A 23,392-nucleotide genomic window follows, 5' to 3' on the forward strand; every position below is an offset into this window, starting at 1 on the left:
ATATGAGCACCGAGAACCTCCCCCAGAGCCCTGAGCAGCCGTCTCGGAAGCCGCGTGTGGCCGTCGTGTTCGGCGGACGCAGCTCCGAGCACGGGATCTCCACGGTCACCGCCGGCGCTGTTTTGAACGCCATCGACCGGACCAAGTACGACGTCCTGCCGATCGGCATCACCCGGGAAGGCCGCTGGGTGCTGACGGCCGACGAGCCGGAGCGCATGGCCATCACCGACCGCCGGGTGCCCGCCGTCGAGGAACTGGCGGAGTCCGCCGAGGGCGCCGTGGTGCTCCCCGTCGACCCCGCCGTCCGCGAGGTCGTCTACAGCGAGCCGGGTTCCGTGCCGAAGGCTCTCGGCGAGGTCGACGTGGTCTTCCCCGTCCTGCACGGCCCGTACGGCGAGGACGGCACCCTCCAGGGCATGCTGGAGCTGTCCGGAGTGCCCTACGTCGGCGCGGGTGTGCTCGCCTCGGCCGTCGGCCAGGACAAGGAGTACATGAAGCGGGTGTTCACCTCCTTCGGGCTGAAGGTCGGCCCGTACGTGGTGATCCGGCCCCGCGAGTGGGCCCAGGACGAGTCCGCCGCCCGCAAGAAGATCATCGACTTCGCCGGCGAGCACGGCTGGCCGCTGTTCGTGAAGCCCGCGCGCGCCGGCTCCTCGATCGGCATCACCAAGATCGACGACCTTTCCGGCCTGGACGAGGCCATCGCCGAGGCCCAGCGCCACGACCCGAAGATCATCGTCGAAGCCGCGATCCGCGGCCGCGAGATCGAGTGTGGCGTCCTGGAGTTCGAGGACGGCCCGCGCGCCTCCGTCCCGGCCGAGATCCCGCCGCCTGACGCGCACGCGTACTACGACTTCGACGCCAAGTACATCGACTCCACGCCCGGCATCGTCCCGGCGCCGCTCACCGCCGAGGAGACCGCCGAGGTACGGCGGCTCGCGGTCGAGGCGTTCGACGCGACCTCCTGCGAGGGCCTGGTCCGCGCGGACTTCTTCCTCACCGAGGACGGCGAGTTCGTGATCAACGAGGTCAACACGATGCCCGGCTTCACGCCGATCTCGATGTACCCGAAGATGTGGGAGGCCACCGGCATCGCCTACCCGGAGCTGGTGGACCGCCTGGTGCAGGCCGCCCTGCGGCGCTCGACCGGGCTGCGCTAACCCGCTTCCGGGGCCGGCGGCCGTCCGCGCGTCCGCCGTGGCCGGCCGCGCGGCTCCCCGCGCCCCGGGGCACTGCCCACGGACCCGCCGGTACCGCGTGGTCGGCGCATGGTCAGCGCATGGAGGCGATCCCCTCGGGGATCGCCTTCTTCACGGCCGGGGCCAGGTCGATGAGCACCTCGGAGCTGTCGTCCGGGCCGGACAGTTCCTTCGCCAGGGTCACCTGCACATAGGCCCGCCGGCCCGCCGTGGTGAACTGCCAAGACCCGTCGTCGTGCTTCTCCATCAGCCAGTCCACGCCGTCGACGCCGCCGCCGATCGCGTTCGGGTCATCGCCCTGGGCCACCTTGCCGTCGATCATCTTCGGCGGCCGGACGATGCCGCAGCGCAGTATGATCGCCGGGCCTCCCCAGCCCGCCGTGTAGACGGACCGGGGCCTGGGGTCGTCGCGGCGTTCGCCGTCCACCTTCCCGGGCAGTTCCCGGTGCAACTGACGGCACAGGGGTGCGGTCCTGGCGTCGGGACGGGGAACCGCGACCGTGGCGTCGTCTGCCGAGGAGCAGCCCGCGACCGCGATCAGCAGGGCGGGCGCGAGCAGGGCGAGCGACCGGTGACGGAAGATGTTCACCGGCCAAGGGTAGACGGGGGCTACAGATGCACGACCGGACAGGTCAGGGTGCGCGTGATGCCGTCCACTTGCTGGACCTTCGCGACCACCATGCGGCCGAGGTCGTCGACCGTGTCGGCCTGGGCGCGCACGATGACGTCGTAGGGACCCGTCACGTCCTCGGCCTGGATGACTCCGGGGATCTTGCCGATCGTCTCGGCGACGGTCGACGCCTTGCCGACCTCGGTCTGGATCAGGATGTACGCCTGTACCACGGAACCTCCAGGGCGGCCACGAGGATCATGTGGGGAAAAGGAACGCCACGGTATCGCGTCGCCGCTCCCCGCGGGGAGACCTGCGGGGAGCGGGCTTGCGCGCCAGGGTGCAGGCACGAAAGAAGTTGACGGTCACCTCGACCGTATCGGGGACACTGAAGAGGCGCGACCGGGCTCGCACCGGTACAGAGGCGACCGGGCACGCACCGGCACAGAAGGGGCTTGAGGCAATGAAGGGCACAGTGGGTGAGCTGGGTGAGTTCGGGCTCATCAGGGAGCTGACCTCACGTCTCACCACCACCCCGGCGGTCCGGGTCGGCCCGGGTGACGACGCCGCGGTGGTCGCCGCCCCCGACCGCCGGGTGGTGGCCAGCACCGACATCCTGCTGGAGGGACGGCACTTCCGCCGCGACTGGTCCACGGCGTACGACGTCGGGCGCAAGGCGGCGGCGCAGAACCTCGCGGACATCGCGGCCATGGGCGCCGTACCGACCGCGCTGCTGCTCGGCCTGGTCGTCCCGGCCGAACTGGCGGTCACCTGGCCCACCGAGCTGATGGACGGCCTGCGCGACGAGTGCCAGGTCGCCGGTGCCAGTGTGGTCGGCGGGGACGTCGTACGCGGCGACACGATCATGGTGTCGATCACCGCGCTCGGTGATCTGCGGGGCCAGGAACCGGTGACCCGCGGCGGAGCCCAGCCGGGCGACCTCGTGGCCGTCACCGGCTGGCTGGGCTGGTCCGCGGCGGGCTACGCGGTGCTCTCCCGCGGTTTCCGCTCGCCGCGCGCCTTCGTGGAGGCCCACCGGCGCCCCGAACCGCCGTACCACGCGGGCCCGGCGGCCGCGGGGCTCGGCGCGACCGCGATGTGCGACGTGAGCGACGGGCTGATCGCCGACCTCGGGCACATCGCCGAGGCCAGCAAGGTGCGCATCGACATCCGGTCCGGCGCGATCGACATCCCCACGCAGATGAACGACATCGGGCAGGCCGTCGGTGTCGACCCGATGCAGTGGGTGCTGACCGGGGGAGAGGACCACGCGATCGTGGCCACCTTCCCGCCGGACACCAAACTCCCCGCCCGCTGGAAGGTCATCGGCGAGGTGCTCAACCCCTCGGCGCTGCCTCAGGTGACCGTCGACGGGGCACCCTGGACCAGCAAGGGCGGCTGGGACCACTTCGGAGACATAGAGTCGTGATACCCCGTGTACTGACCGTGGCCGGCTCGGACTCCGGCGGAGGCGCCGGCATCCAGGCCGACCTGAAGACGATGCTCGCGCTCGGCGTGCACGGGATGAGCGTGATCACCGCCGTGACCGCGCAGAACTCCGTGGGCGTACAGGGCGCCTGGGAACTGCCCGTGGAGGCGGTGCGGGCGCAGTACCGCAGCGTCGTGGACGACATCGGCGTGCAGGCCGTGAAGACCGGCATGCTGGCCTCGGCCGAACTGGTCGAGGCGGTCGCCGAATTGATCTCCGGCACGGACGTGCCGACCGTGGTGGACCCGGTGGGCGTCTCCAAGCACGGGGACCCGCTGCTCGCGGCCTCCGCGCTGGACTCGGTCCGTGACCGGCTGCTGCCGGTGGCGACCGTGGCCACCCCGAACCTGGACGAAGTGGTCCAACTCACAGGTGTCCGGGTCGAATCGGAGCGTGATCTGCCGCGGGCCGCGGCTGCCGTGCTGGCCTATGGGCCGCGCTGGGTGCTGATCAAGGGCGGTCATCTCCCCGGCGAGGCCGTGGACCTGCTCACCGACGGTTCCGAGGAGCACTGGCTGAGGGCACCCCGGCACGACAACCGGCACACCCACGGCACGGGCTGCACGCTCGCCTCGGCGATCGCCTCGGGTCTGGCGAAGGGGCGTTCCGTGCCGGAGGCGGTCAGGGAGGCCAAGGAGTACGTCACCGGGGCGATCGCCGCCGGGTTCCCGCTGGGAGCGGGGATCGGGCCGGTGGATCACGGGTGGCGGTTCAGGCCGGGCGGGGATCCCGCGGGGACGTGAGCCCGCGGGGACGTGAGCCTGTGAGTGTGTGAGCCCGCAGGGGCGTGAGCCCTCGGGTGTGTGGCTTTTTGGGCGCGGTGGACCGGACGACCGGTCTGCCGCGCCTACGTATGGCCGGACGCGCGCACGCACGCGCGTGGCCCAGGTGCGGCCGGTCGCCAACTGGCGGGCGCGGCCGTATGCGTGGGCACGGCCGTATGCGTGGGCACGGCCGTGTGTACGGGCGCGGTGGTGTGCACGGGCACGGTGGTGTGCGTCGGTACCGGCCGTGTGCGGGTACGGCAAAAAGCCGGCCCACCGTGAGGTGGACCGGCTCAGTGCGGCGAACCAGCAGTGGCCGCGCTGTACGTCAGCGCGAGACCTTGCCGGCCTTGATGCACGAGGTGCAGGCGTTCACGCGCTTCGGCGTCCCGCCGACCACGGTACGCACACGCTGGATGTTCGGGTTCCAGCGGCGCGGCGTACGGCGGTGCGAGTGCGAGATGTTGTTGCCGAAGCCCGGCCCCTTGCCGCAGACGTCGCAGTTGGCAGCCACGGGTCACTCCAAAGACTTCAGATGCACTTACGGTTGATCCCGGCATGCCGGGACCGAGATCCGAAGATCTATGACCTTTAGTGGCGTTGCCAGGGGGAATGGCCCGACCGAGATCGGGCAACCGGAGCAGCATACAACGGCTGCTTCCGTACAACGAAACTACCATGTCGGCGCAGGCTTCTGCTCCCGGCCCTCTTCCGGAGGACGCCGCCGCTCGGTCTACGCTGCGTCCACGTCCAGCCACTCAGGGAGGCGCAGGTGGCGCAGGTGCCGCAGACATTCCTCGATGCTCTCGCGGTGCGCACCTGGTGCGTTCTGGCACTCGGGGCGCTGGGGCGGGCGCGCGAGGAGATCGACGCGATCAACGTCTACCCCGTCGCCGACGGGGACACCGGGACCAACCTCTACCTGACCCTGGAGTCGGCGGCGACCGCAGTGGAGGCGGTGTTCGCCGGGTACGAGACGGGCACGGGCCGCCCCTCGCTCGCGGACGCCGTGCACGCGATGGCCCACGGAGCGCTCATCGGGGCCCGGGGCAACTCCGGGACGATCCTCGCGCAGCTGCTGCGGGGGATGGCGCAGGTGCTGGCCGCGGAGGGCGCCGCGGGAACAGGGCGCGCAGAGGACACCGAGGACGCCGAAGACAGCGAGGACACCGTGGGCACCCGGCGTGCGGGTGACGCGCCTCACGTCGACGGTGCGGGTCTGGGTCTGGCCCTGCGGCATGCCGCCGACTCTGCCCGTGAGGCCGTGGCCCACCCGGTCGAGGGCACGGTCCTGACGGTCGCCTCCGCCGCGGCGGACGCCGCCGAGCGGACCGAGGGCGACTGCGGGACGGTCGCGAGGGCCGCCTACGAGGGCGCCTGGACCGCCCTGGCGGCGACGCCGGGCCAGTTGCCGGCGCTCAGGCGGGCCGGAGTCGTGGACGCGGGCGGGCGGGGACTCGTGGCGGTGCTGGGGGCACTGGTGGAGGCGGTCACGGGGGAAGCGGTCGCGGAGGAGGCGCCGGGAGCGACGGCCGCGCGGCCGCCGGAGGACTCCGCCGCCGCCTCCACGGCATCCGCCGCCGCTTCCCTGGCCGCCCACGCGCGCGTGGGCGACGTTTCCGGACCGGCGGACCTCTGCGCCGACGGCACCGGGGCGAGCGGCCCGGCCTTCGAGGTGATCTATCTCCTCGAAGCCGGTGACGAGGCCGTGGCGCGGCTGCGGGAACGGCTCGACGCCCTCGGCGACTCCCTCGTCGTGGTCGGCGGCGACGGGCTCTGGAACGTCCACGTGCACGTCGACGACGCCGGTGCCGCCGTAGAGGCGGGGATCGAGGCGGGGCGTCCGTACCGGATCCGGATCACGCACTTCGGTCCCGGCGACGTGCACACCGGCGGTGAGCGGCCGCCGCGCGAGCGCGTCCAGCGGGCCGTCGTCGCCGTCGTACCCGGCGAGGGCCTGGCCGGGCTGTACACGGAGGCCGGCGCGACCACGATCCTGGCCCGCCCCGGGGAGCCGCCCGCCGGCGGCGAACTGGTGCAGGCCCTGCGGCGGGCCCACGCGCGCGAGGTCGTCCTGCTGCCCAACGACGCCGAACTGCGCCTCACGGCCGCGGCGGCCGCCGAGCAGGCCCGCGCCGAGGGCATCCGGGTCGCCCTGATCCCGACCCGCTCGGCGGTCCAGGGCATCGCCGCGCTCGCCGTGCACGAGCCGGAGCGGCGCTTCGACGAGGACGTCGTCCAGATGACCTCCGCGGCGGGCGCCACCCGGTACGCCGAGGTCGTCGTCGCCGAACGCCAGGCCTGGACGTCGGCCGGCATCTGCCAGGCCGGTGACGTCCTCGGCCTCATCGACGGCGACGTGGCCGTCATCGGCCCGGATGTCATCAGCACCGCCGAGACCGTCCTGGACCGCATGCTCCGGGCGGGCGGCGAGCTGGTCACCCTCGTCACCGGCGACGAGACCCCCGAGACCGTCGCCACCCACCTCGAAACCCGGGTCCGCGAGACCTACCTGGCCGTGGACACCGTGGTGTACCGGGGTGGACGGCAGGGAGCGCTGCTCCTCATCGGCGTGGAGTGAGCGGAGCCGCCGTACCGGCCGGATCCGTAAGGTGCCGGACCGGCGGCTCTCCTCTCACCAGCGCGGTCTCACCACCGCGGTCTCACCGCTCCGGCTCGGGCAGGCCGAGCAGCCGGGCGGCCTCCGCCCGGCGCGCCTGGGCGGTCTCGTCGTCGGCCTCCGGGCCCTCGTGGGCGTCGTAGGCGGCGAGCACACCACGCGCGCGTGCCGCCGCCTCGGCGGTACGGCCGAGGTCCGCCGCCAGCCGGCCCGCGGCGAGATCCGCGCCGGTACGGCCGTGCAGGCCGTCCGCGCCCAGTTCGCCGAACAGCTCCGCCGCGCGGTCCATCTGGACCAGCGCCGCCTCGAACGCCGCCCGGATCGCCCCGTCTTCGGTCTCGTCGACGACGGAGTGGGCCAGCAGATCGCCGAACTGGCGGTGTGTGTTGCCGAGTTCGGCGGTCAGCTGCTCCCGGGTCACCGGGTCGGCGGTGTCCTCCAGCGCGCGCTCGCACGCGCTTGTCGCGTCCGCCATCAGCTTCCGCGCGCCCTCCGCTCCGGCGTCCCCGCGCAAGCCCAGCCAGGCGCGGGCCCGCACCGAGCGGACGAGGAAGTGCGGGTTGCCCAGCTCCCGCCACAGCTCGCTCGCCCGCGCGTACGCCTGGTCCGCCTCCTCCAGCAGGCCGGCGTTGCCCAGGGACTCGGCGGCGAGGTGGGCCAGCGTGGCGTGGTCCTGCTGCTCGGGCCAGTGCCGGGCGACCTCGGCGGCCCGGAGCCGGTGCTCGGCGGCCGCCCGGTGCTCGCCCAGCTCGCTCAGGCAGTCCCCGAGCCACCACCGCGCCTGTACGACCATCCCGTCGCCGTGCGTCTCGGCGGACAGGTCGGGCAGCGCCGACTCCAGCACCTCGGCGGCCTCCGCGCACCGCCCCTGGCGCAGCAGGAACCCGCCCAGCTGGTGTCGCGCCCAGGCGCCCAGCGTGGCGCTCTCGCCCGCCTCGTCGGCCCAGTGCGCCGCCTCCAGCGCGTGCTCCGCCGCTTCCCCGGCCGCGCCCCGGGCGCCGGTCACCTCGGCGAGCTGCAGGTGCAGCTGGGCCCGCCCGGCCGGCTCCACGTACGGTCCGCCGTGCTCCAGCGCAGCCCGCAGCGCCCGTTCGGCCTCGGCCGGATCGGTGAGGTGGGACAGCGCGGCGATCCGCACCTCGTACTCCAGCGCGAACCACGGCAGCCCGGCGGCCACGTACCGGGCCGCGGCCTCCCGGAACAGCCGTCCCGCCCGCGGTACGTCCCCGGACCGCTCCGCCAGCTCGCCCAGCATCGCCCGCGCCTCGGCTCCCCGGGCCGCCAGCCGCACGTCGTCACCGGCCACACCGGCCACACCGGCCACACCGGCCACACCGTCCACGAGCGCCAGCACCTCACGGACCGCCCGCTCGGCCTCGACCAGCTCATCGAGTGCCTCCGGGCCCCCGGCGTGCGCGTCCGTGCCCGTCCCCGAGTCGCCGGGGCGGGTCGCCTCCGACTCCGGGGGGCTGTCCTGGACGCGTCGCATCAGTACGCGGGCGCGGCTCATCAGGACCGATGCCGTCTGGCGGACTCCGGTGGCGTCCGCGGCGTACAGGGCCAGCGTCTCGTCGTAGAGGCCGTCGACCGCCGCGCGGGCGGCGTCCACGTCACCGGCGAGGGCGCGTATGTACGCGCCGCGCGCGCGGGCCGCCAGTGCCTCACCGGGGTCGCCCGCCTCCGCGTACAGCGCGGCGGCCCGGTCGAAGAGGGGGATGCCCTCGGGGCCGAGGGACATCGCCTCGTGGTCGGCGATCGCCGCGCGGTCGCGAGGGTCGAGATCGGTGCCCTCGGCGGCCCGGGCGACCGCCGCCCAGGCCTCCAGGGCGTGCGGGCTCAGGGTGTCCGCGAGGCGGCGAGCCTCGGCGAGCAGGGCGGGCAGCCCGGACTCCGCCGACGGGGCCTCGGGCGCCGGAGCGGGCGGGTTCACCTGAGCCGGGGCCGGAACCGACTGTACCGGCCGTACCGTCCGTACGCCCAGCGGCAGCCGGTCCACCAGTGGGCGCTGGGCCATCCGCGCGCGGACGCGGTCGCCGACGGACGACGTGCCGTTGCGGTCGTCGAACCGCCCGGCCAGCTCCAGGGTCCGCTCGCGCGCGTGGGCCGCGAGTTCGCCCGCGGTCCAGGTCCGTCCCGCGGGCCCCGGCACCCGCTGTCCGCCCAGGCCCAGCCCGGTCAGGCGGTCCATCAGCAGGGTCACCGCGGCCAGGAAGTCCATCAGACTGCGCGGCTGCCCGGCGTCCGTGAAGTACGCGGGCCGCTCGGCGAGCAGCTCCAGGCCGCGCGCCTCGTTGCCGGTCAGGGCGCAGAACTCCACGTGGTCCGTGTAGGCGCCCCGCATGCTCTCCATGGGCCGCACCAGACGGAAGCCGCGCAGGTGGTGGGCGCGGGCCTCGTCCCGGCGCTCCAGGCGCAGCAGGGGCGCCAGCGAGGAGGCGAGGACGGTGTGCGGCTCGTGCGCGCAGCTGTACTCGCCCTCCAGCACCGGCCGCCACAGCTCCAGCGCCTTGGCGTCCCGGCCGAGCTCGGCCTGCCAGCCGCCCTGCCCGTGCAGCTCGCAGGCGTGGCAGTCGGCCATCTGGTCCCGGTCCGCGGCCAGCCACGCGGCGTACGCCCGCTCCGCCCGCGCCCGGTCCCCGACGTGCTGGGCCACCCCGAACTCGGCGCTCCGCACGGCCCGTTCGGAATACCCGGCGATCCGGTAGCGGTGCTCCATCTCGGCGAGCCACTTCTCGATCGAGGCGAGCGGGATGTGCGGCTGGTCCAGCATGCCCGCCGAGACCCACTTGAAGGCCCAGTGCAGGGAGTGCGCCTCGTACTCGTCGAAGTCGGCGGGCCGTTCGTCCCACATGCGCAACAGCCGCGCGAAGGGCACGAACAGGCGGTCCTTCTCGGAGCTGTAGTTGTAGACCTTCAGCTGATGCCCGAGCGCCTCGATCACGGCGAGCGGGATCTCCAGCCCCTCGGCCGCGGTCAGCAGCTCCTCCGCGCGCGCGTTGCGGGCCGGTCCCTCGGGCCGCTCGGAGTTCTCCGCCATGGCCCGGCGCAGCGCGTCGAAGTCCGTGATCCCGGTCATCGGTGACCGTCCTCCCCGTGTGTGGCCCATTCCAGGAGGCCGATGAACGCCCGGTTCAGCAGCGCCGAGTCGGCCGGCCGGAGCGGCCGCTGCGCCATCAGCAGCGCTTGCCCGTACAGCGACTCGGTCGCGGTGCCGATCAGTTCGGCGTCCCGCAGCGAACTGATCCTGCGGATCAGCGGGTTGAGATGGTTGAGCACCAGACGCGCGCGCGGGGCGCTGCCGCGCAGCGAGCCCAGGATGCCCGCCCACAGGTCGTCGGCCCGCTCCTCGGCCTCCGCCCGCGCCTGCTCGTGCCGGGCCGCCCGGTCGTCCAGGTGCAGCGCGGGCACGGACAGCGGATGGAACGCGCGCAGTACGACGTCACAGCCCAGCGGGTCCAGCTTCGCGCGCGCGGCCGCCAGGAAGCCGGACAGCGCCAGCTCCTCGGCCGGGTCGACCGCGTCCAGGTGCGCGGTCACGGTGTCCGCGTCCAGCTCGGCGACCACCGTCCCCGGCCGCACCGACGGCAGCGCTTCGACCAGCTCGCTGTCGTACGTGTAACCGCCGTTGACCACCCCGACGCCCTGCGCGGAGGCGATCGGCGCGACCTGCCGGTACTCCTCGACCGTCCGCGTGAAGTGCACCACCGGGTGCCGCTGCGCGAACTCCTCCAGGGACAGCTGCCCGTCGGTGGTCTCGAACGGCAGCCACGGCAGCATCGTGCGCAGCATCTCGCCGTCGTGCCGGGCCAGGGACTTCACGCCCAGGTGGTGCACGGCGAGGAACGCGGCCAGCCGCTCCGGATCACCCGCCGCGAGCCCGGTCAGCCAGGACCGGATCCGCTCGCCGAGGGCCTCCCGCACGGCGGCGAGGGTCTCGTCCTCGTACAGCGACTCGCGCGAGGCCGTGGGCCGCAGGCTGTCGGTGTCCAGCACGCAGCGCACGAAGAACGCCCAGTCGGGCAGCAGCTGTTCGGCCCGCTCGGTGAGCAGCATGCCCTTCAGATGCACCCGGTGCGTGGCCCGCTGTGCCGGGCTGACCGCCGCCGGCAGCACGTACGCCACCCCGCGGATCCCGGCGAGCGGCACGTCCAGGCCGATCGAGTCCAGCGGCGTGAAACCGAACAGCTCGCGGCAGTGCCCGGCCAGCGCCACCCTGCGCGCGGCGGGAGAGGGATACGGGCGGTCCCAGGGCGCCGGGAGGTCCGTGACCGCCTCACCGTCCACCTGGACGTCGTACGGCAGCAGCGAGCCGAAGTCCCGCGCCAGGGCGCGCACCCGCTCGGGCGCCAGCCACTGCGCCGCGCCCGGCCGCGCCACCAGGTGCACGGTGGTGCCCGGCTCGGTGCGGGCCGAGTCCGGGAGCGTGCGGACGGTGTAGGAGCCGTCGTCGCTCGCCGTCCACTCCACCGGCGGCGCCCCGGGCTCACGGGCGCTGCGGCTGACCACCCGGATGCGCTCGGCGACCACGAAACAGGCCAGCAGCCCGATGCCGAACTGGCCCAGGAAGTCGGACCGGGCCTCCTGGAGGCCCTCCGCCCGCTTGGAGCTGCGGCCGATGGTCGCCAGCAGGCTGTGCACGTCCTGCTCGGTAAGCCCGACGCCGCTGTCCTCCACCCGCAGCGCGGCGCCCCCGTCGGACGCCGCGTACAGCCGCACCCGCGCCGGGGCACCGGGCTCCAGGGACCGCCGGGCGGTGATGGCGTCCACGGCGTTCTGCAGCAGCTCGCGCAGGTAGACCTTGGGACTGGAGTACAGATGATGGGAGAGCAGGTCCACCAGACCGCGCAGGTCGACCTGGAACGTATGAGGTGTCTGGGGGGCCTGGGATGACTGGGATGACTGTGAGGTCTGGGAGTCCATCGTCGCAGCGCCGGTGGGGGGAAGCAGCGTTCGGCGCGGGGTCGGGCGGTCCGGATGGGGCGGTGACCGCGGGGATGGCCGGAGCGCGCCATCCTAGGCCCGGAACAGCGCACCCGACCAGGAGTTTCCCAGACAGGTACGGGAGGCGCGCGCCTCGCACGGGACCTGCCACGGGACCTCTCGCGGGACGCCTCCCAGGACCCGGCAGGGGAGTCGGCTCAGGACCCGGCTCGGGACCCGCCACCGACACGGGTACGGCACGACAGGACCCGTCCGCGGGGGAGCGTGTGCGCCATTGTCGGTGCCGTGGTGTGCAATGGATCTCGTGCCCGCACTGCGAGAACCCCTGAAACAGCCGCTGAAGTCAGTGCTCGGCCCCGCCACCGCGAAGGTGATGGCCGAGCACCTCGGCCTGGACACCGTCGGCGACCTCCTGCACCACTACCCGCGCAGATACGAGGAGCGGGGCCAGCTCACCCACCTCGCCGACCTCCCCATGGACGAGCACGTCACGGTGGTCGCCCAGGTCGCCGACGCCCGTCTGCACTCCTTCGCCTCCGCCAAGGCCCCGCGCGGCAAGGGCCAGCGCCTGGAGGTCACCATCACGGACGGCAGCGGCCGGCTCCAGCTGGTCTTCTTCGGCAACGGTGTGCACAAACCGCACAAGGAGCTGCTGCCGGGCACGCGCGCGATGTTCTCGGGCAAGGTCTCCGTCTTCAACCGCCGCCTCCAACTCGCCCACCCCGCCTACGAGCTGCTGCGCGACGACACCGGCGAGGGCGACGAGGCCGCCGAGACCGTCGAGAGCTGGGCCGGCTCCCTCATCCCGATCTACCCCGCCACCGCCAAGCTGGAGTCCTGGAAGATCGGCAAGGCCGTCCAGACGGTGCTGCCCAGCGCCCAGGAGGCGCTCGACCCCCTGCCGCCCGCCCTGCGCGAGGGCCGGGGCCTGGTCACCCTCCCCGAGGCCCTGCTCAAGATCCACCGTCCGCACACCAAGGCCGACATCGCCGACGCCCGCGCCCGCCTGAAGTGGGACGAGGCCTTCGTCCTCCAGGTCGCCCTGGCCCGCCGCCGCTACGCCGACTCCCAGCTCCCGGCCGTCGCCCGCAGGCCGAAGCCCGACGGCCTCCTCACGGCCTTCGACGACCGCCTGCCCTTCACCCTCACCGACGGCCAGCAGAAGGTCTCCAAGGAGATCTTCGACGACCTCGCCACCGAACACCCCATGCACCGCCTGCTCCAGGGCGAGGTTGGTTCCGGGAAGACGATGGTCGCCCTGCGCGCGATGCTCGCCACGGTCGACGCCGGCGGGCAGGCCGCGATGCTCGCGCCCACCGAAGTGCTCGCCCAGCAGCACCACCGCTCGATCACCGAGATGATGGGCGAGCTGGCCGAGGGCGGCATGCTGGGCGGCTCCGAGCACGCCACCAAGGTGGTGCTGCTCACCGGCTCCATGGGCGCGGCCGCCCGCCGCAAGGCCATGCTGGACATCGCCACCGGCGAGGCCGGCATCGTCATCGGCACCCACGCCCTGATCGAGGACAAGGTCCAGTTCCACGACCTCGGTCTGGTCGTCGTCGACGAACAGCACCGCTTCGGCGTCGAACAGCGCGACGCCCTGCGCGGCAAGGGCAAACAGCCCCCGCACCTGCTCGTCATGACCGCCACCCCCATCCCGCGCACGGTCGCGATGACGGTCTTCGGCGACCTGGAGACCTCGGTCCTCGACCAGCTCCCGGCCGGCCGCTCCCCGATCGCCACCCACGTGGTCCCCGCCGCCGACAAGCCCCACTTCCTGGCCCGCGCCTGGGAGCGGGTCCGCGAGGAGGTGGAGAACGGCCACCAGGCCTACGTCGTCTGCCCCCGCATCGGCGACGACGAGGAGGCCGCCGACGCCAAGAAGGCGAAGAAGTCCCCCGAGGACGAAGCGGAGAAACGCCCCCCGCTCGCCGTCCTCGACGTGGCCGACCACCTGGCCAAGGGGCCCCTGCGGGGCCTCAGGGTCGAAGTCCTGCACGGCCGTATGCACCCCGACGACAAGGACGCCGTCATGCGCCGCTTCACGGCCGGCGAGACGGACGTCCTGGTCGCCACCACCGTGATCGAGGTCGGCGTCAACGTCCCCAACGCCACCGCCATGGTGATCATGGACGCGGACCGCTTCGGCGTCTCCCAGCTCCACCAGCTGCGCGGCCGCGTGGGCCGCGGCTCGGCCCCCGGCCTCTGCCTCCTGGTCAGCGAGATGCCCGAGGCCAGCCCCGCCCGCCAGCGCCTGAACGCCGTCGCCTCCACCCTCGACGGCTTCGAGCTCTCCCGCATCGACCTCGAACAGCGCCGCGAGGGCGACGTCCTCGGCCAGGCCCAGTCCGGCGCCCGCACCAGCCTGCGCGTCCTGGAGGTCATCGAGGACGAGGAGATCATCGCGGAGGCGAGGGAGGAGGCCTCGGCGGTCGTGGCGGCCGACCCCGACCTCGCCGGGCTCCCGGGCCTGCGCACGGCCCTGGACGCCCTCCTGGACGAGGAGAGGGAGCAGTACCTGGAAAAGGGGTGAAGAGGCGAGAGGGGCGCGGGGGACCCGGCCTGGAGGAGCGGTGAGGCGGACCCGCCCAGGGGGACGGGAGACCGCGTGCCCGGCCCGGACGGACCCGCACCCGCCGACGGCGATCCGGCACCCCTTTCCGCAGGCTGCAAAAATGACCAGACAACAGCCGCCCATCGAAGAAGGACCCAGAGATGACCCGCGTGATCGCAGGCCGAGCCGGCGGACGGCGCCTCGCAGTACCGCCCGGCACAGGAACCCGGCCGACATCGGATCGCGCGCGCGAGGGCCTCTTCTCCACCTGGCAGTCCCTCCTCGGCGGCCCCCTGGGCGGCGAACGGGTCCTGGACCTCTACGCCGGCTCCGGAGCCGTGGGCCTGGAGGCCCTCTCCCGGGGCGCGAGCCACACCCTCCTCGTCGAAGCGGACGCCCGCGCGGCGAAGACCGTCCGCGAGAACGTGAAGAACCTGGGCCTGCCCGGCGCCGAGGTCAGAACGGGCAAAGCGGAACAGGTCGTCCGGACCGCGCCCCCCGCCGAGCCCTACGACCTGGTCTTCCTGGACCCCCCGTACGCCGTCACGGACGACGATCTTCGGGAGATCCTGCTCACACTCCGCACAGAAGGCTGGCTCGCCGAGGAAGCCCTCGTCACCGTGGAGCGCAGCACCAGAGGCGGCGAATTCCGCTGGCCGGACGGCTTCGAGGCCCTGAGGTCCCGTCGCTACGGCGAGGGAACGTTTTGGTACGGTCGCGCCGCCTCTACGTGCGAAGACGCACGATGACCGGACCGGAGAGCGAGGGATCTCAAGTGCGCCGCGCAGTCTGTCCCGGGTCGTTCGACCCGATCACCAACGGACATCTCGACATCATCGCCCGCGCCTCCCGTCTGTACGACGAGGTGTACGTCGCGGTGATGATCAACAAGTCCAAGAAGGGCCTGTTCGAGGTCGAGGAGCGGATAGAGCTGATCCGCGAGGTCACCGCCGACTACGCCAACGTGCGGGTCGAGGCCTTCCACGGCCTGCTCGTCGACTTCTGCAAGCAGCGCGACATCCCCGCCATCGTCAAGGGCCTGCGCGCCGTCAGCGACTTCGACTACGAGCTGCAGATGGCCCAGATGAACAACGGGCTCACCGGCGTCGAGACGCTGTTCGTGCCCACCAACCCGGCCTACAGCTTCCTGTCCTCCTCCTTGGTCAAGGAGGTCGCGACCTGGGGCGGCGACGTCTCCCACCTGGTGCCGCCGCAGGTCCTGGGTGCCCTCACCGAGCGCCTGAAGGCGAACTGAGCCCGGACGGGAAGTCCGCGGGAAGGTGACTGCGCGTCACCCGGTGTCGGGCGGCGGGGCCATGGCCGTACAGTCGTGCCGTCCGTCTTCAACACAGCTGTAGAGAGTGGCGAGCGCCGGTGGACGTCCAGATGAAGCTCGACGAGATCGTCTCCGCGGTCTCCAGCGCCCGGTCCATGCCCATGTCGGCCTCGTGCGTGGTCAACCGTGCCGAGCTGCTCGCGCTGCTCGAAGAGGTGCGCCAGGCGCTGCCCAGCTCCCTCGCCCAGGCCCAGGAACTCATCGGCGACCGCGAGCAGATGGTCGAGCAGGCCCGCGTGGAGGCCGACCGGATCATCGGCGACGCCCACGCCCAGCGCGGCTCGCTGATCTCCGACACCGAGATCGCCCGTCGTTCCCAGGGCGAAGCGGACCGGATCCTCGCCGAGGCCCGCGCGGAGGCCGAGGAGGTCCGCGCCGAGGCGGACGACTACGTCGACTCCAAGCTCGCCAACTTCGAGGTCGTCCTCACCAAGACCCTCGGCTCGGTCGGCCGCGGCCGCGAGAAGCTCCTCGGCACCGGATCCGGCCTCGACGAGAACGGCTACGAGGACGAGGACGCCCCCGAGCGCAGCCAGGACCCGGAGACCCTGCGGCACAACGCCGACTCGTACGTCGACGTCAAGCTCGGCGCCTTCGAGGCGGTCCTCGCCGCGACCCTGGAGGCCGTCGGCCGCGGCCGGCAGAAGCTGCACGGCCGGATCGCCACGGACGACCTCGGCGCCCTCGCCGACGACACCACGACCTTCCAGCACTCCAGCGACGCCGACTACCTCGCCGACCTCGCGGCCCTCTCCGACGACGCCCCGGCCGAGCGCCCGGGCCAGCAGGCCGCACGGCCGAAGCCGTCGTACGAGCCGCAGCCGGAGCCGTCGTACGAGCCTCGGCCGGAACCGTCGTACGAACCCCAGCCCGCCTACGGCTACCAGCAGCCGGAGGCGTACGAGCCGCAGCCGGACCCCTACTCCCCCACCTCCGGCTACGCTCCGGCGGGAGGTGCCCCCACCTTCCCGCAGCAGGGCGGCTACGCCCAGCAGGACCCTTACGGCTACCAGCAGGCCGACCCCTACTCCGCCGCCTCCGGCTACGCCCAGGCGGGCGGCGCCCCCGGCTACCAGGGCTACGACGCTCAGCAGGCCGCCTACGACCCGAACCAGCCGCACCGGCACCAGTCCCAGGAGGGATACGCTCTCGACGAGACCAGTCTCTTCGACACGAGCATGATCAGTGCGGAGCAGCTGCGGGCGTACGAACAAGGGCGCGGGATGTAGGCGCGAGGTCCGCGGGCCGGAGGCGAAGGGTCCGGATTGGGCCCTGAGCGAAAGGTCAAGTATCCTGGCTGTTCGGTCACGTGTATGCCCGTGACCGGCGCTGCCTGGAACACCGTCGGGCGGCGTTCCTTCGAGTTCGAAGATCGAAAGCAGGAATGGCTTCCAACGCACGCCTCGACCACCGCAACCCCCTCGTGATCGATACGCACGAGCTGGGTCGGCGTCCGGGTGCGCTGCAGCGCCAGACCCGTGAGATCGACGCCCCCCGGGACCTCGGTATCCAGGGCGTCATCGGAGTGCCGGAAGGCGCCCCGGTGGAGCTCGACCTCCGACTCGAGTCGGTCATGGAAGGGGTGCTTGTCACAGGCACCGCCCGTGCACTGGCAGAGGCGGAGTGCGTAAGGTGTCTGGAGCCGTTCGAGCACGAGCTCGAAGCGGACTTCCAGGAGATGTTCTCGTACCCTGACGCCGACGACCGTGGCCGCGTGATCGCGGAACCGGGCGACGACGCCGAGGACGACGAGGACAGGCTCTACATCGAGGACGGTCTGATCGACCTCGAACCCGTGCTGCGTGACGCGGTAGTGCTCGCACTGCCGATGCAGCCGGTGTGCCAGGACGACTGTCCGGGTCTGTGCTCCGAATGCGGAGCACGACTCGCGGACGACCCGGAGCACCACCACGACGCCGTCGACATCCGTTGGGCGGCATTGCAGGGACTCGCCGGTTCACTCGAAGACGGCGAGAAGGACGAGATGAGCGGCGGCGCGCTTCCTTCAGCACGCGCCGACGAGAAGCAGGAGAAGTAGCCGTGGCTGTTCCGAAGCGGAAGATGTCGCGCAGCAACACGCGCCACCGCCGGTCGCAGTGGAAGGCTGCGGTCACCCCCCTGGTTGCGTGCGAGCGCTGCCACGAGCCCAAGCAGCAGCACATTGCGTGCCCGTCTTGTGGCACCTACAACAAGCGCCAGGTCCTCGAGGTCTGAGCGGGCTGGTGAGAGGCACTGTGTCCACTGCCAAGAAGAACGCTCCCCGCGCGAGCGGGGGTGGACCGGCAGACAATCAGGCCTCGTCCCACACGCTTCTGGAAGGGCGGCTCGGCTATCACGTCGAGACCGCCCTTCTGGTGCGCGCGCTGACCCACCGTTCCTACGCGTACGAGAACGGCGGCCTGCCGACGAACGAGCGGCTGGAGTTCCTCGGGGACTCCGTGCTCGGTCTCGTCGTCACGGACACGCTGTACCGCACCCACCCCGATCTGCCCGAAGGCCAGTTGGCCAAGCTTCGGGCCGCGGTGGTCAACTCGCGCGCGCTGGCGGAGGTCGGACGTGGCCTCGACCTGGGCTCCTTCATCCGGCTCGGCCGTGGTGAAGAGGGAACGGGCGGCCGGGACAAGGCATCCATCCTTGCCGACACCCTTGAAGCGGTGATCGGCGCGGTCTATCTCGATCAGGGCCTCGACGCGGCGTCCGAGCTGGTTCACCGGCTCTTCGACCCGCTGATCGACAGGTCCTCGAACCTCGGAGCCGGCCTGGACTGGAAGACCAGTCTCCAGGAGCTCACCGCGATGGAGGGACTCGGCGTGCCCGAGTACCTGGTCACGGAGACCGGCCCCGACCACGAGAAGACCTTCACTGCTGCTGCCCGCGTCGGAGGCGTCTCGTACGGCACCGGCACCGGCCGCAGCAAGAAGGAGGCGGAGCAGCAGGCCGCCGAGTCCGCCTGGGGGTCCATCCGGGCCGCCGCGGACGAGCGAGCCAAGGCGGCGAACACGGCCCAGGAGGCCGTGGAACAGGACGATCAGTCGTCCGCCGCCACCGCCTGACGTAAAAGAGCAGCAGCCGAGCGCCCGTCCCCGTCGTCACCGGCGGGCCGGGCGCTCGGTTCATTCATCCACCGGTCCGTACGGTCCACGGTCCTGACGGGGGTCCCGATGCCCGAGTTGCCCGAGGTCGAGGTCGTCCGGCGCGGTCTGGAGCGGTGGGTCGCCCATCGCACCGTCGCCGACGCCGAGGTGCTGCACCCGCGCGCGGTGCGCCGGCACACCGCGGGCGCCGACGACTTCGCGCACCGCCTGAAGGGCCACCGCATCGGCATACCCAGCCGGCGCGGCAAGTACCTGTGGCTTCCCCTGGAGGACACGGACCAGTCCGTCCTCGCCCACCTCGGCATGAGCGGCCAGCTGCTGGTCCAGCCGCACGCGGCCCCGGACGAGAAGCACCTGCGCGTCCGCGTCCGCTTCGCCGACGCCGTCGACACCGAACTGCGCTTCGTCGACCAGCGCACCTTCGGCGGCCTGTCGCTGCACGACAACACCCCCGAGGGTCTGCCCGACGTCATCGCGCACATCGCCCGCGACCCCCTCGACCCGCTCTTCGACGACGAGGCCTTCCACCAGGCCCTGCGGCGCAAGCGGACCACCATCAAGCGGGCCCTGCTCGACCAGTCGCTGATCAGCGGGGTCGGCAACATCTACGCCGACGAGGCGCTGTGGCGTGCCCGCGTCCACTACGAACGTCCGACGGCGGGCTTCACCCGCCCGGTCACGGCGGAATTGCTCGGTCACGTCCGCGACGTGATGAACGCGGCCCTCTCCGTCGGCGGCACCAGCTTCGACAGCCTGTACGTGAACGTCAACGGCGAGTCGGGCTACTTCGACCGGTCCCTGGACGCGTACGGCCGTGAGGGCCTGCCCTGCAAGCGGTGCGGCACGCCCATGCGCCGACGTCCCTGGATGAACCGGTCCAGCTACTTCTGCCCGAAGTGTCAGAGGGCGCCGCGCGTCTCGTCGTAACGCGCGCGGGCGGCGAGGACGTCGTCCATCGAGCCCTCCACACAGTGGATCAGCGCCAGCAGCCGCTCGGCGACCGCGTGGCCCAGGGGGGTCAGTTCGTAGTCGACGCGGGGCGGGTTGACCGGCTGGGCCTCGCGGTGCACCAGGCCGTCGCGCTCCAGTGCGTGCAGGGTCTGCGACAGCATCTTCTCGCTCACCCCGTCGACGCGGCGGCGCAGCTCGTTGAAGCGGAGCGGGCCCTCGTGCAGCGCGCCGAGCGTCAGTCCGCCCCAGCGTCCCGTGACGTGCTCCAGGGTGCCGCGCGAGGGGCAGGCCTTGGCGAACACGTCGTAGGCGAGATCGTCCTGGTCCTGGGTGAGGCCGCTCATGGAGCAAGCGTACGTGAGCGCAGCGCCAACCGGCAGGTTGCGCTAACTAAAAGTTAGTGCTTTCCTGTGGTTATCGCTGGCGAGCTGCCGCTTCGGCACGCTCACGCCCTTAGCTGCCCCAAGGAGCCACCACCGTGACCACCCCCGCCCCTGTCGTCTCCATCGCCTACCACTCCGGCTACGGCCACACCGCCGTCCTCGCCGAGGCCGTCCGCGCCGGTGCCGCGGACGCCGGTGCCGAGGTGCACCTGATCAAGGTCGACGAGATCACCGACGAGCAGTGGCAGACGCTGGACCGCTCCGACGCGATCGTCTTCGGCTCGCCCACCTACATGGGCACGGCCTCCGGCGCCTTCCACGTCTTCGCCGAGGCCACCTCCAAGCGGTGGTTCGGCCAGGACTGGAAGGACAAGCTGGCCGCCGGTTTCACCAACTCCGGTTCCAAGAGCGGCGACAAGCTGCACACGCTGCAGTTCTTCCAGATCCTCGCCGGCCAGCACGGCATGAACTGGGTCAACCTCGGCCTGCACCCGGGCTGGAACAGCAGCGAGGCCTCCGAGAACGACCTCAACCGCCTCGGCGTCTTCGCCGGCGCGGCCGCCCAGACCAACGTGGACCAGGGCCCCGAGGGTGTGCACAAGGCCGACATCGCCACGGCCGAGCACCTGGGGCGCCGGGTGGCGGAGACGGCGAGCGTGTTCGCACGCGGCCGCGCCGCGGCCTGAGACCGGTTCCGGCTGAGACTGGTTCACGACCGGGGGCCGGTTCACGGCTGAGGCCGGTTCGCGGCTGAGACCGGTTCACGGGCCTGGGGGGTTCACGGCGTTCTCAGTAGCCGAAGTCCTGTGTCCACCAAGGCCCGCCGGTGCCGAAGTGGACGCCGACGCCGAGGGTCGTGTAGTCGCAGTTCAGGATGTTGGCGCGGTGGCCGGGGCTGTTCATCCAGGCGTCCATGACGGCCGCCGCGTCCGTCTGGCCGCGGGCTATGTTCTCGCCGCCCAGGTCGGTGATGCCCGCCTTCGCGGCCCGGTCCCACGGGGTCGCCCCGTCCGGGTCGGTGTGGTCGAAGAAGCCGCGCGCGGCCATGTCGTCACTGAAGGCCCCGGCCAGCGTGGTGAGCGAGGAGTTCGCCGACAGCGCGCTGCAACCCACCTTCGCCCGCTCCTCGTTGACGAGCTTCAGCACCTCTGCCGCCGCGACGGCCTCCACCGAGACCGTCACCGGCGCGGAACTCGCCTGCGGCGGCTGCGGTGACTTCGGCGCGCTGTGCGCGGGCGGGGCCTCGGTCTCGGCCGGGGTGGGCTTCGCCGCGGGGTCGCCGTCCGCAGTCCGGCCCGGTGCGGGTGACGGCGAGGCGGACTCCGCGGGGGGCTTCGAGGAAGGGGCGGACGGCGCGGGGGCGGACGGCTGCCGGGCGCCGGTCCCCGCCGAGGGGGCGCCGCCGGCCTGGGGCTCGGCACTGCCGGAGGTGCCGCCCTGCTCGGCGGCCGAGTTGCCGGGGGAGTCCGCGGCCTGCACGCGGCCGCCACCGGCGCCCGGACCGCCGCCGAGCTGGTAGTTCTGGAGTCCGGGTACGACGCCCGCGGCCACCGCGGCCGTCCCGAGCGCGACGGCCGCGGACACCCCGAGCAGCCCCGTACGCACCGGCTGCACGGCCTTCTTCCGGCGCCGGTGCCCGCGCGGACCGCCACCACCGGGAGTGAAGCCGCCGCTCATGCCGTCGGCCGTGGCGAAGTCGCCAGGTATACCGTCCGGCGCGTTGAACCCGCCGCGTATGGCGCCGGGTGCGGTGAATCCGCCGCGTGTGCCATCTGTAGTGCTGAACCCGCCGCGTGTGGAATCCGGCGCGGTGAAGTCGCGGCCTGTGCCGCCGGCCGTGGCGGACCCTCGGCGGGGGGCACCGGCCATCGCGAACTCGCCGCCCGCGCCACCGGCCGTGGCGAACTCCCCGCCAGCGCCGCCGGCCGGGGCCGGTCCGCCGTTCGTGGCTTCGGCCGTGGGCATGCCGCCGGTGCCGGGACCGGCACCCGCGTCGTCGGCCGGTCCACGTTCGTCGTCCGTCGCGAACAGGTAGGCCGTACTGCGGGCGTTGGTCTCCGCGTACGCCTCCGGGTTCAGGTACGGCGCGATGCCCATGGGCGCACGGTCGTCCGTGCGCGGGCGCGGACCGCTCGCCGTACCGGACAGGTGCGGGTGCGTGACCTCCGCGGCGTGGTCCGTTGTGGCACGGCCGGCGGCGGAGCGTCGATGGCGTCCCATCCCCTTGCCCTCTTCCTCGTCCTCGCGGCCGGCCGGCGCCGTGACGGCGGATGACGCCCTCTGACCGAACCGACTCACTCGATCGAGTGAGTTTCAAATGAGATGCATTGGGTCGGGACGCTACCGCATGGCCCTGGGGGAGGTTGCGTCCCGAGGGACATTGGCCAGTTAGGTTGCACCCATGAGCGAGGATGTACGGATGGTTGCCTGGGTGCGCGGACGCGTCCAAGGTGTGGGTTTCCGCTGGTTCACGCGCGCCAAGGCGCTGGAGATCGGCGGACTGAGTGGCTTTGCTCTCAATCTGGGCGACGGACGCGTCCAGGTGGTCGCGGAAGGATCACGCGGCGACTGCGAGGGACTGCTCGACTGGCTCCAGGGCGACGACACGCCCGGACGTGTGGATGGCGTCACGGAGATCTGGGACACACCGCGCGGCGGCTACGACGGCTTCGCCATCCGCTGAGCCGATTCCGTAAATCCCCGCAGGTGGGGTCGGGGCAAGTTGCTCCGGGCATATGCCCGGAGCAGAAATGGCCTGGTGGTTGCCAAGAACGGCTCGGCGTGGCAGGCTCCGCAGATACAGCTGGTCGCCACACCTTGAGGGCCCCGCAGGAGACGCAGTGCCACCGCAAAAACGGTTGCGCGCCCCGGGTTCGCCCGCCAATACGGGGTGTGATCGTGTTGACCGTCAAACTTTTTGGTGAGACGCTGAAAGCCCCGCGCACCTTAGCTGTTTGGCATGTAGAGCGGCAGAGTAACACTCGAGTGTGTCAAGCACCGCGGGTGCGATCCCTCACGACCCACACCGCATCGGTCGGTCACTCAGTGTGGAGGACCATCCATCATGGCAAAGGCGCTTCTCGGTTACGTCGGCGGCTCCGACCCTCGACTCCTCGCCGAGATGCGACGGCTGCAGCAGCGTGTACAGGACCTGGAGTCCGAGCTCGGACGGATCCAGGCTGAGAACGACGCGCTGACGGCTGCCGCCTCTCAGGACAGGATCATGGAGAGCATCGACGCACACCAGGCGGAGCCTGCGCTCACCTGATCGCTGCATCGCTCCACGACAGCAGTCGCAGCGGTTGGGCTGCCCGTATCAACCGCTCAGTGATCAGACAACGCAATCCAGTTGTCAGAGCCGCAAGGGACGCTTCGGCGTCCCTTCCTTCTTACCCTGTGCATCCTTTCACCCTCTTCAACGTCTGGTGTGCCCTGCATGTTCATGGGCGA

Annotated in this window: 21 protein-coding genes and 1 pseudogene; 15 read left to right on the top strand and 7 right to left on the bottom strand. The window is 72.1% G+C overall.

Annotation, left to right across the window (positions count from 1 at the left end; translation table 11 throughout):
* The first annotated feature begins 2 nt into the window (after window positions 1-2).
* A complete protein-coding gene (locus OIB37_RS26025) occupies window positions 3-1,160 on the top strand; it encodes a D-alanine--D-alanine ligase family protein (RefSeq protein ID WP_330460024.1) in 1,158 nt (385 codons plus the stop codon).
* A gap of 112 nt (window positions 1,161-1,272) precedes the next feature.
* On the opposite strand, the gene OIB37_RS26030 is transcribed toward OIB37_RS26025, so the two are convergent.
* The gene (locus OIB37_RS26030; protein WP_330460025.1) at window positions 1,273-1,788 is read right to left on the bottom strand and encodes a DUF3515 domain-containing protein; all 516 of its coding nucleotides are present in this window, start codon (window positions 1,786-1,788) and stop codon (window positions 1,273-1,275) included.
* Between the two features lie 20 nt (window positions 1,789-1,808).
* Window positions 1,809-2,042, bottom strand: a complete 234-nt coding sequence (locus OIB37_RS26035; RefSeq protein ID WP_029384521.1) for an Lrp/AsnC family transcriptional regulator — start codon at window positions 2,040-2,042, stop codon at window positions 1,809-1,811.
* Between the two features lie 230 nt (window positions 2,043-2,272).
* On the opposite strand from OIB37_RS26035, the gene OIB37_RS26040 reads away from it, so the two are divergent.
* Window positions 2,273-3,238: a thiamine-phosphate kinase gene (locus tag OIB37_RS26040; protein WP_330460026.1), complete on the top strand. Its 966-nt coding sequence runs from the start codon at window positions 2,273-2,275 to the stop codon at window positions 3,236-3,238.
* Window positions 3,235-4,041 (top strand): bifunctional hydroxymethylpyrimidine kinase/phosphomethylpyrimidine kinase, encoded by an 807-nt coding sequence (gene thiD / locus OIB37_RS26045; protein WP_330460027.1) that lies wholly within the window; start codon window positions 3,235-3,237, stop codon window positions 4,039-4,041. The genes OIB37_RS26040 and thiD overlap by 4 nt, the downstream gene beginning before the upstream one ends.
* A gap of 349 nt (window positions 4,042-4,390) precedes the next feature.
* On the opposite strand, the gene rpmB is transcribed toward thiD, so the two are convergent.
* Window positions 4,391-4,576 carry a 50S ribosomal protein L28 gene (gene rpmB, locus OIB37_RS26050; protein ID WP_004924906.1) on the bottom strand — a complete coding sequence of 62 codons (186 nt, stop codon included), beginning with the start codon at window positions 4,574-4,576 and terminating at the stop codon, window positions 4,391-4,393.
* Between the two features lie 258 nt (window positions 4,577-4,834).
* On the opposite strand from rpmB, the gene OIB37_RS26055 reads away from it, so the two are divergent.
* Complete coding sequence (locus OIB37_RS26055; protein ID WP_330460028.1) at window positions 4,835-6,643, top strand: DAK2 domain-containing protein; 1,809 nt, start codon at window positions 4,835-4,837, stop codon at window positions 6,641-6,643.
* Between the two features lie 82 nt (window positions 6,644-6,725).
* On the opposite strand, the gene OIB37_RS26060 is transcribed toward OIB37_RS26055, so the two are convergent.
* Window positions 6,726-9,758, bottom strand: a complete 3,033-nt coding sequence (locus tag OIB37_RS26060) for a tetratricopeptide repeat protein (protein WP_330460029.1) — start codon at window positions 9,756-9,758, stop codon at window positions 6,726-6,728.
* Window positions 9,755-11,602 carry an HSP90 family protein gene (locus OIB37_RS26065; RefSeq protein WP_330460030.1) on the bottom strand — a complete coding sequence of 616 codons (1,848 nt, stop codon included), beginning with the start codon at window positions 11,600-11,602 and terminating at the stop codon, window positions 9,755-9,757. Before OIB37_RS26065 ends, OIB37_RS26060 begins: the two co-directional genes overlap by 4 nt.
* Window positions 11,603-11,918: 316 nt before the next feature.
* Here OIB37_RS26065 and recG point away from each other — a divergent pair, with 316 nt between their 5' ends.
* The 8 genes and pseudogenes from recG (at window position 11,919) to mutM (ending at window position 19,535) form a co-directional block, all read left to right on the top strand.
* The gene (gene recG, locus OIB37_RS26070; protein WP_330460031.1) at window positions 11,919-14,156 is read left to right on the top strand and encodes an ATP-dependent DNA helicase RecG; all 2,238 of its coding nucleotides are present in this window, start codon (window positions 11,919-11,921) and stop codon (window positions 14,154-14,156) included.
* A gap of 170 nt (window positions 14,157-14,326) precedes the next feature.
* Window positions 14,327-14,926: pseudogene (gene rsmD / locus OIB37_RS26075) on the top strand (16S rRNA (guanine(966)-N(2))-methyltransferase RsmD); the annotation flags it as partial.
* A gap of 26 nt (window positions 14,927-14,952) precedes the next feature.
* On the top strand, window positions 14,953-15,432 hold the full coding sequence (gene coaD / locus OIB37_RS26080) for a pantetheine-phosphate adenylyltransferase (protein ID WP_330460032.1): 480 nt from the start codon (window positions 14,953-14,955) through the stop codon (window positions 15,430-15,432).
* Window positions 15,433-15,551: 119 nt separating this feature from the next.
* Window positions 15,552-16,742, top strand: coding sequence for a cell division initiation protein (locus tag OIB37_RS26085; protein ID WP_330460033.1), 1,191 nt, complete (start codon window positions 15,552-15,554; stop codon window positions 16,740-16,742).
* 155 nt (window positions 16,743-16,897) lie between these two features.
* Window positions 16,898-17,551, top strand: a complete 654-nt coding sequence (locus OIB37_RS26090; protein WP_330461974.1) for a YceD family protein — start codon at window positions 16,898-16,900, stop codon at window positions 17,549-17,551.
* A gap of 2 nt (window positions 17,552-17,553) precedes the next feature.
* Window positions 17,554-17,727 carry a 50S ribosomal protein L32 gene (gene rpmF / locus OIB37_RS26095; protein WP_015657589.1) on the top strand — a complete coding sequence of 58 codons (174 nt, stop codon included), beginning with the start codon at window positions 17,554-17,556 and terminating at the stop codon, window positions 17,725-17,727.
* A gap of 8 nt (window positions 17,728-17,735) precedes the next feature.
* Window positions 17,736-18,566 carry a ribonuclease III gene (rnc, locus tag OIB37_RS26100; RefSeq protein ID WP_443058204.1) on the top strand — a complete coding sequence of 277 codons (831 nt, stop codon included), beginning with the start codon at window positions 17,736-17,738 and terminating at the stop codon, window positions 18,564-18,566.
* A gap of 108 nt (window positions 18,567-18,674) precedes the next feature.
* Entirely contained in the window at window positions 18,675-19,535 is an 861-nt protein-coding gene (gene mutM / locus OIB37_RS26105) for a bifunctional DNA-formamidopyrimidine glycosylase/DNA-(apurinic or apyrimidinic site) lyase (protein ID WP_330460035.1), read from the top strand.
* Here mutM and OIB37_RS26110 read toward each other — a convergent pair.
* Entirely contained in the window at window positions 19,508-19,903 is a 396-nt protein-coding gene (locus tag OIB37_RS26110) for a winged helix-turn-helix transcriptional regulator (RefSeq protein WP_330460036.1), read from the bottom strand. The two genes, mutM and OIB37_RS26110, sit on opposite strands and share 28 nt — an antisense overlap.
* A 134-nt stretch (window positions 19,904-20,037) precedes the next feature.
* Here OIB37_RS26110 and OIB37_RS26115 point away from each other — a divergent pair, with 134 nt between their 5' ends.
* Window positions 20,038-20,628 (top strand): flavodoxin family protein, encoded by a 591-nt coding sequence (locus OIB37_RS26115; RefSeq protein ID WP_330460037.1) that lies wholly within the window; start codon window positions 20,038-20,040, stop codon window positions 20,626-20,628.
* 103 nt (window positions 20,629-20,731) lie between these two features.
* Here OIB37_RS26115 and OIB37_RS26120 read toward each other — a convergent pair whose 3' ends face one another.
* Entirely contained in the window at window positions 20,732-22,162 is a 1,431-nt protein-coding gene (locus OIB37_RS26120) for a CAP domain-containing protein (RefSeq protein ID WP_330460038.1), read from the bottom strand.
* A 181-nt stretch (window positions 22,163-22,343) separates the two neighbouring features.
* Here OIB37_RS26120 and OIB37_RS26125 point away from each other — a divergent pair, with 181 nt between their 5' ends.
* Window positions 22,344-22,625, top strand: coding sequence for an acylphosphatase (locus OIB37_RS26125; protein ID WP_330460039.1), 282 nt, complete (start codon window positions 22,344-22,346; stop codon window positions 22,623-22,625).
* A gap of 381 nt (window positions 22,626-23,006) precedes the next feature.
* Window positions 23,007-23,210 (top strand): hypothetical protein, encoded by a 204-nt coding sequence (locus OIB37_RS26130; RefSeq protein WP_067004905.1) that lies wholly within the window; start codon window positions 23,007-23,009, stop codon window positions 23,208-23,210.
* Window positions 23,211-23,392: the final 182 nt, after the last annotated feature.

Origin of the sequence: Streptomyces sp. NBC_00820 (genome assembly GCF_036347055.1) — a bacterium.
GTDB lineage: Bacteria > Actinomycetota > Actinomycetes > Streptomycetales > Streptomycetaceae > Streptomyces.